This window comes from Metabacillus bambusae (genome assembly GCF_017497975.1).
Taxonomy (GTDB): Bacteria; Bacillota; Bacilli; order Bacillales; family Bacillaceae; genus Metabacillus; species Metabacillus bambusae.
The window spans coordinates 1-5,255 of record NZ_JAGDEL010000048.1 but is presented as its reverse complement, the minus strand read 5'-3'; the positions used below and the strand labels follow the sequence as shown (position 1 = coordinate 5,255).

Here is a 5,255-nt window from a genome sequence, read left to right as displayed (position 1 = left end):
GATTATATTTACTATTACAATCACAAACGAATTAAGGAAAAATTAAAAGGCATGAGTCCGGTTCAATACCGAACTCATGCCCAGGAAGCTGCTTAATATTCATGTCTAACTTTTTGGGTTCAGATCATTGTCAGCCTCTTAACTCATTTTCTTTCAATATCAATCTTAAACTTATACCGATCCGCTCGATAAGAAGACCTGACAAGTTCAAGTGGTATTCCATTTTCTAAATATGTCTCTCTCTGGATAAGTAAAACAGGCAATCCTTTTTTTACGTTCAAATGTTTAATGTCTTCTTCATTAACAACTGCAGCCTCAACAGTTTGTGTAGCATGACCGATGTTTAAATGTAGTTCGTCCTCGATATAAGTATATAACGATTCCTCTAAAATCTCTGGAGTTAATCCTGGAACCAGTTTGACTGGTAGATAACTCGTCTCTAAAGCAATCGGTTCTTCATTTGCTAAACGTAGTCTCTTTATTTTATAAATAAGCTCTTCTTCTCCGAGATCAAGGCGTTCTTTTATATCTTGGTCAGCGGGGAAAATTTCAAAATGTAATAATTTATTTCCTGGTACTAATTTACGAGCCTTCATATCTTCAGTAAAACTCGTTAGTCCTTGTAAATTTTGTTCAAACTTTTGATTTGAAACAAAGGTCCCTTTCCCTTTTTCTCTAAAGAGGTATCCCTTATTTACTAAGTTTGTAATCGCTTGTCGAACAGTCATCCGGCTTATTTGATAGCTTTCTGAGAGTTCCCTTTCTGAAGGCAATGAATCACCGGGCATCAATTTCTCAGATTCAATTGTTTGTTTTATATGCTCTTCTAACTGATAGTACAATGGAAGAGGAGAATTTTTGTCAATCACATTTAGATCTCCTTTCAATTTCGCTAATATTCGCTATTGCCATTATAGTAATAGTCCCACTTTTATACAATTACATTATCTCCTAGAACGTAAACAAAAAACTACCTGTATTTATACGTACCAGGTAGTTTTTATGTTTTTTTATCTATTAACTTCTACGGATTTTTTCCATTTCATCAGCTACAAATTGTACTTGTGTTCCAACAATAACTTGAATGCTTTGTGGTCCAACAATGTTGATACCAGGAATACCTGTAGATTTAATCTTATTCTGATCCACTGCATCCATGTCTTTTACTTCAATTCTTAAGCGTGTAACGCAATTGTCAACAGACGTCACATTTGCATCTCCGCCTAAGCCATCATAAATCTTTGCAGCCATTACAGCAAATTTATTTTCTGTTGTTGCTGAGCCTATAGATTCGCCTTCCTCAAGATCTTCATCAGTATCTGCCTCTCTACCAGGAGTCGCTAAGTTAAACTTCGTAATTAAGAAGCGGAATAATACATAATAAATAACGGCAAAAACTAAACCTTGAAGCAGTAGCATAAATGGTTGGTTCGCCAAAGGAAGTTTTGAACTTAAAACAAAGTCAACTAAACCAGCACTGAAGCTGAATCCTGCTGTCCAATGAAAAAACGCTGCAACCGCTAAAGAAATACCTGTTAATGCTGCGTGAACCACATAAAGTGCTGGTGCTAGGAACATGAAAGAAAATTCCAATGGTTCTGTAACACCTGTAAAGAATGAAGCAAAACCAGCAGCTAATAACAAGGACGCAGCTTGTTTTTTTCTAGTTGTTTTTGCAGTATGATACATAGCTAAAGCTGCTGCAGGCAATCCAAACATCATTACTGGGAAGAATCCTGCTTGATACATTCCTGTTATTCCCTTTGTTCCAGTCCCTGCCCAGAAGTTACCAATGTCATTAATTCCTGCAACATCAAACCAGAACACTGAATTTAGGGCATGATGTAATCCTGTTGGTATCAATAGTCTGTTAAAGAATCCATATAACCCTGCACCAACAAACTCCAATTGACTAATCCATGTACCAAATGTAACTAATCCTGTAAAAATCACTGGCCATGCAAAGAACAATACTGCTGAAACCAGTAACATTGCTATAGCTGTCATAATAGGAACTAAACGTTTACCACTAAAGAAGGATAATGCTGCTGGCAATTGTACATGACTGAAGCGATTGTACATAATAGAAGCGATGATCCCTGAAAGTATTCCAATAAATTGATTTTCTATTTTTATAAAAGCGGGATTTACATTTTCTGCATCAATACCTTGCAGCATCGCTACAGAGTTTGTTGAGAGCAAGGTTGTAACAACTAGAAATGCTACCAACCCACTTAGTGCTGCTGATCCATCTTTATCCTTAGACATCCCCAATGCTACACCTACTGCAAATAAGATTGCCATATTGTCGATTACTGAGGAACCAGCTTTAATTAAGAATGCTGCTAAAGGACTCCCTGCTCCCCAACCTGCTGGATCAATCCAATAACCAATCCCCATCAAGATTGCTGCAGCTGGTAATACTGCTACTGGTAACATCAATGAGCGACCAATTTTTTGTAAATATTTCATCATTTTTTCTTTCCTCCTATCAAAAATTCATACCCCAGTTGTAACTTAAAAAAATGATTATTTTCAGGATAACTTTTCAAAAAAGTAGTAAAAATACTAGTCCAGGAGATACTGCATTATGAAGCACTTATGATTTCAATACTATGTTAAAAATTATGCTTTTTTACCTCTCCCTTCATATTTGGAAGCGTTTCACAACCTCATAGTAACACTTAACCATATAGATGTCTATACCAATTTTTATTTTATATAATGGTTATTGTAATAATTTATGGAAAAACGACGTATATCGCCCTTAACTGGTATAGACAACTATATATTTTAGTGCTATTCTTAAATTATCAAATTAGAAGAAAAAGAAGGAGTACATGGCTATGAATTCATCTTCGAAAAAGGTAATGCTTCGATATGGAACAACTTATGCAGAAAATCAAGTAATTAAAAATGCCTATATTAAAATAGATGACGGAAAAATCACAGAAATTGGACCAACGAATGATCTTACAGATGCATCAGATTATCAAATCATTAACATTCCTGATGATTTTAGTATTATACCCGGAATGATCGATATTCATATTCATGGAGCAAATGGTGCTGATACAATGGATGCTACGCAAGAGGCTCTCGATATTATGTCATCCACTCTTCCAAGGGAAGGCACTACAAGCTTTTTAGCGACGACAATGACTGAGGATACTAATGCCATTGTAAAAGCTCTAAGGAATGCGGGAGAATATATCGACTCTTTTCAATCAGAAGGTAATGCAGAAATTTTAGGTATTCACTTGGAAGGACCTTTTATTCATAAGGATAAAGCTGGTGCACAACCAATACACCATATTATTAATCCTAATTTAGAAACCTTTAAATCATGGCAAGCATTGTCTAATAATCATATTAAGCTAGTTACGCTTGCTCCTGAACTTCCAGGAGGTGGTGAGGTGCTCCAATATTTAAAGAATCAAGATATTATTGGCTCTATCGCACATTCTCAAGCAACATATGATCAAGTATTAGAGGCGATTGAAAATGGGCTTAGTCATGTTACACATCTTTTCAACCAAATGACAGGTCTTCACCATCGAGATCCTGGGATAGTTGGTGCAGCATTTTTAAGAGATGAATTAATGGTGGAAATAATAGTTGATGGGATTCATGTTCGTCCTGAAATCGTTAACCTTGCCTATAATCAAATTACTGATGAACGAATGATATTAATCACAGACTCTATGAGAGCAAAATGGCTTAAAAATGGGGTATATGATTTAGGTGGTCAGATGGTAACAGTGAAGGATGGCCATGCATTACTAGACGAAAACACATTAGCCGGCAGTGTATTGAAAATGAAAGATGCCTTTAAAAACATTCAGGAGTTTACAGGCTGTGATATAAAAAGTGCTATTAAAATGGCATCTGAAAATCCTGCAAAACATTTAAATATCTTTGATCGAAAAGGAAGCATCTCAATTGGTAAGGATGCAGATATCGTTGTCCTTGATGATCAAATGGATGTTTTTATGACTTTATGTAAAGGGAAAATCGCTTATTCAAAGCAATTGTGATGTTTTCACTTTACCATTAATGAATAGAAAGTTGTTCTACACCCCTACTTCAATTAGGGATGGAACAAGCTTAAGCACATCTATTATAAGGAATTATTCTGAATCTAAGCTGGGGACTGTCCCCTATCTTTTTACACTGGAGATGACATAAATGAAAATAATTGAAGTGAAAAATTATCAAGAAATGAGTCTTGCAGCTGCACAATATATCATTAATATGTTAAAAAACACTCCCAAATTAACACTAGGACTAGCTACCGGAGGTACACCACAAGGAGTTTATCAACACTTAATAGAAGATTATAAGAAAAACGGCACTTCATACGCACAGGTCACTAGCTTTAATTTAGATGAATATATCGGTTTATCAAAGGATGATCCAAATAGCTATTATCGCTATATGTATGAAAATCTTTTTAAGCATATCAATATCTCTCTTCAGCAAACAAATATCCCAAGTGGAATAAATGCTAATTTACAGACAGAGTGTGATGAATATGAAAACAAGATCCTACAGCATGGCGGTATTGATTTACAGCTATTAGGAATTGGTAGTAACGGCCATATAGGATTTAATGAGCCTGGAACTTCCTTTCAATCAAGAACACATGTTGTTGACTTAACTCAATCAACAAGAGAAGCAAATGCTCGTTACTTTACAAGTATAGAAGAAGTTCCAACACAAGCCATTACGATGGGAATTCATTCAATTTTTAATAGCAAGGAGATCTTACTTTTAGCATCCGGAAAAGCGAAACAAGATGCTATGGTTAAGCTTCTAAATGGAGATGTAACCGAAAGCTTCCCAGCCTCTATTTTAAAACAGCATCCAAATGCAACAATAATCGCTGATGAGGAAGCTTTGTTGGGTGTGAAGGATGTTAGTTTATTTAGGTAAGAATTAAAAGCGCAAGCGCCTTGATCAGACCCGACAGACATAAGACGCTCAGGAATAGAAGACGTTCTTTGTCTTCAATTCCTGAGTGGCTGTAGACCTAAGAGGGTCTAGGCGCTGGAGCTGGATATCAAAGCGCTTATCCTCAGAATTTTTTAATTTTCTAAACAAAAAAGCCTGCCCGCAATCACATTAAAGTGAAGTGACCCCATAAAGTGAGACAAGGAAAAAACACCTCCTGAGTCGTATTTAATCAATATGATTCTAGCGGAGGTGTTTTTCTTATGGGTACAAGAATCCCTTATCCAGAGGAAATTAAATGG

The 5,255-nt window shown here is 35.9% G+C and carries 5 protein-coding genes; 3 read left to right on the top strand and 2 right to left on the bottom strand.

Annotated features, from left to right (window positions below):
- The coding region (locus I7822_RS29240) for an IS3 family transposase (RefSeq protein WP_207982551.1) at positions 1–96 on the top strand (96 nt) is incomplete at its 5' end.
- 47 nt (positions 97–143) lie between these two features.
- Here the strand turns inward: I7822_RS29240 and I7822_RS29235 are convergent.
- Together I7822_RS29235 and nagE are read right to left on the bottom strand one after the other, a co-directional pair.
- Complete coding sequence (locus tag I7822_RS29235) at positions 144–869, bottom strand: GntR family transcriptional regulator (protein WP_207982550.1); 726 nt, start codon at positions 867–869, stop codon at positions 144–146.
- Between the two features lie 148 nt (positions 870–1,017).
- Positions 1,018–2,475, bottom strand: coding sequence for an N-acetylglucosamine-specific PTS transporter subunit IIBC (gene nagE / locus I7822_RS29230; protein ID WP_207982549.1), 1,458 nt, complete (start codon positions 2,473–2,475; stop codon positions 1,018–1,020).
- Positions 2,476–2,846: 371 nt separating this feature from the next.
- Between nagE and nagA the strand changes: the two genes are divergently transcribed.
- Positions 2,847–4,037, top strand: coding sequence for an N-acetylglucosamine-6-phosphate deacetylase (gene nagA / locus I7822_RS29225; protein ID WP_207982548.1), 1,191 nt, complete (start codon positions 2,847–2,849; stop codon positions 4,035–4,037).
- 151 nt (positions 4,038–4,188) lie between these two features.
- Positions 4,189–4,935, top strand: a complete 747-nt coding sequence (nagB, locus tag I7822_RS29220) for a glucosamine-6-phosphate deaminase (protein ID WP_207982547.1) — start codon at positions 4,189–4,191, stop codon at positions 4,933–4,935.
- Positions 4,936–5,255: the final 320 nt, after the last annotated feature.

Bases quoted from the DNA above. Each gene is read 5' to 3' on its own strand.
- nagE (WP_207982549.1), bottom strand. From the start codon at position 2,475: ATGATGAAATATTTACAAAAAATTGGTCGCTCATTGATGTTACCAGTA.
- nagA (WP_207982548.1), top strand. From the start codon at position 2,847: ATGAATTCATCTTCGAAAAAGGTAATGCTTCGATATGGAACAACTTAT.
- nagB (WP_207982547.1), top strand. From the start codon at position 4,189: ATGAAAATAATTGAAGTGAAAAATTATCAAGAAATGAGTCTTGCAGCT.